This window comes from Microbacterium sp. (assembly GCF_051953575.1).
In the GTDB taxonomy this organism is placed as follows: Bacteria; Actinomycetota; Actinomycetes; order Actinomycetales; family Microbacteriaceae; genus Microbacterium.
The window spans coordinates 1-2,606 of record NZ_JBQCIP010000203.1 but is presented as its reverse complement, the minus strand read 5'-3'; the positions used below and the strand labels follow the sequence as shown (position 1 = coordinate 2,606).

Sequence of the window (2,606 nt, the reverse complement as noted above, 5' to 3'; positions counted from 1 at the left end):
GTGATGCCGCGCTCCTGCTCCTGCTCCATCCAGTCGGTGGTGGCAGCGCCGTCGTGCGTCTCGCCGATCTTGTGGTTGACGCCCGTGTAGAAGAGGATGCGCTCGGTCGTCGTCGTCTTGCCGGCATCGATGTGCGCCATGATGCCGATGTTGCGGACCTTGGTGAGGTCGGTGAGCACTTCTTGTGCCACGGGGTGTCCTTACGTATGGAGTGGGATGTCGCGGGGATGCCGGCCGAGGGGTTCTCCCTCGGCCGGCAACCGAGAGCTGATTACCAGCGGTAGTGCGCGAAGGCGCGGTTCGACTCGGCCATCTTGTGGGTGTCCTCGCGGCGCTTGACCGCGGCACCGAGGCCGTTCGAGGCATCCAGGATCTCGTTCTGGAGGCGCTCGGTCATCGTCTTCTCACGACGACCCTTCGCGTAGCTCACGAGCCAGCGGAGAGCGAGCGTGTTGGCGCGGTGAGGCTTGACCTCGACCGGCACCTGGTAGGTCGAGCCGCCGACGCGGCGGCTCTTGACCTCGAGCGTGGGGCGCACGTTGTCGAGCGCCTTCTTGAGCGTGGCGACGGCGTCCTGGCCGTTCTTCGCCTCGACGCCCTGGAGGGCGCCGTAGACGATCGACTCGGCGAGCGACTTCTTGCCGTCGACGAGGATCTTGTTCACCAGCTGGCTGACGATCGGGGCGCCGTAGACCGGGTCGTTGGCGACGGGACGCTTGGGGGCGGGACCCTTACGAGGCATCTGACTCAGCCCTTCTTCGCGCCGTAGCGGCTGCGAGCCTGCTTACGGTTCTTGACAGCCTGGGTGTCGAGCGCACCCCGGACGATCTTGTAGCGGACACCCGGAAGGTCCTTCACACGGCCGCCACGGACCAGCACGAGCGAGTGCTCCTGCAGGTTGTGACCCTCACCGGGGATGTACGCGGTGACCTCGGTGCCGTTGCGGAGCTTGACACGGGCGACCTTGCGCATCGCCGAGTTCGGCTTCTTGGGCGTGGTCGTGTACACGCGGGTGCAGACGCCCGCCTGCTGGGGGTTCGCCTTCAGTGCCGGCGCCTTGGTCTTCGAGACCTTGGGCGAGCGACCCTTGCGAACCAACTGCTGAATAGTTGGCACGTTCTCTCCTTGTTGTGCTGCACGGTGACAGCGTCGTGGTTTCACCACAAACCCACCGGCGCGACAGGAACCTGCCGTGCGTTCGTTGATGGATATGCCGTGGGGGTGGCCTGTTCGCAGGCCGTTCCCGGAATGCGGCGCCCGCCCGGCCGCCGACACGCCGAGGCACGTCGGACGGCGCGCGTGAGCGCACACCCGCTCTATGATACGTGGGTTTCGGGGGTCGGGCAAACGCGGACCGGATGCCGGCGCCCCGGCACCCTCCGCGGCTTCGTTTCCGCGATCCGGGTCACGCCTTCGACGGCAGCCGGCGCATCGTGCTGGTGGAGCGGCACGCGGATCCAGCGGCTCGAGTCGTACTCGATGTCGACGAACGTCAGGAAGCGTCGCCCGCCCACACGACGGGAGGGTTCTTGCGGCGCAGGCGTGCGGCATCCTGCGCGCGGATGATGCCCTGCTCCTCCAGGAAGCGGAGCGTGAGCCCGTACGACTTGTCGCCGTCGTTCCGCTCGGCGCGCGTGAGCTGACGCGGGACGTCCGCCCACCACTCGGCGACGGGGTCGCCTGCTGCAGCCGGATCGACACCGCCCGCCGCCGCCACCTCGGCCCAGTACCGTTTCTCGACGCCCTTCGCGCGGACCCACAGGACGATGACGCCGACGATCGACAGGACGAGCAGGACGGTGCCGAGGATGGGGAGGAACGGCTCCCACATGTCGACCTCGTCCCAGTTGAAGAGGATGTACACGAGGGCGAGGATCCAGATGACCGCGAACACGATGAAGATGCGCGAGCCCTTGACGCGGGGGTTCAGGTACTTCGACGTGAGCTGCCTGCGGCTGAGCACCGCGAAGCACACCAGCGACGCGACCGCCCAGATCCCGACCCACAGTGCACCCTGGTCGACGTCGACGGCGGGCCGCCCGTTGCGTGGCGAGGGCAGCACCATCGCCGGGGCGAAGAGGCCGAACAGGATCGCGAAGACCACGAGGGTGACGTGGCCGGGCGAGGTGTCCGCGGGGCGCGGCGGCAGCTCCGCCCGCTTCGCGGCGGCGGCGAGGCCCGGCTGCAGACGAGGAACGACGGCCAGCAGCGACTGTCGGGAGGCGTCGACGACCGCATCCAGCCGCCTCGACCTCGTGAGGTCGCTCGACCGCCGGTCGATCTCGGCGCGCACGGTCGATTCCAGATCTGGCATGGAGGCCCTTCGTAACCGGCGAACGGATGGGAGTCGAGGAACGGCAGGTAGGTCGGAGAGCGTACCCGAGGTTGAAGACGCAGGGATGCCGGCGGCCGAAGCCGCCGGCATCCCCTTCGAGAACCCGTCAGTTGCCGGCGAGAGCCTGGTCGGTGTCCTTGATCGCCTGCATCATCTTGCGCAGCGACTCACCCATGTCGGAGATGCCCTCGATGGCCTTCTCCAGACCCGTGGTCAGCTCGTTGTACCCCTCACCGAACTTGCCCGACGCGTGCTGCGTCTTGAAGTCGTC

At 67.7% G+C, this 2,606-nt stretch carries 4 protein-coding genes; all 4 read right to left on the bottom strand.

Annotated features, from left to right (window positions below; translation table 11 throughout):
- On the bottom strand, window positions 1-191 hold a 191-nt coding region (locus ACTHNQ_RS12530; protein WP_440333824.1), incomplete at its 3' end, for a GTP-binding protein.
- Window positions 192-271: 80 nt separating this feature from the next.
- Entirely contained in the window at window positions 272-742 is a 471-nt protein-coding gene (gene rpsG, locus ACTHNQ_RS12525) for a 30S ribosomal protein S7 (protein ID WP_018171439.1), read from the bottom strand.
- A 5-nt stretch (window positions 743-747) separates the two neighbouring features.
- Window positions 748-1,116 carry a 30S ribosomal protein S12 gene (rpsL, locus tag ACTHNQ_RS12520; protein ID WP_018171438.1) on the bottom strand — a complete coding sequence of 123 codons (369 nt, stop codon included), beginning with the start codon at window positions 1,114-1,116 and terminating at the stop codon, window positions 748-750.
- 376 nt (window positions 1,117-1,492) lie between these two features.
- Window positions 1,493-2,314 (bottom strand): hypothetical protein, encoded by an 822-nt coding sequence (locus tag ACTHNQ_RS12515; RefSeq protein ID WP_440333821.1) that lies wholly within the window; start codon window positions 2,312-2,314, stop codon window positions 1,493-1,495.
- Window positions 2,315-2,606: the final 292 nt, after the last annotated feature.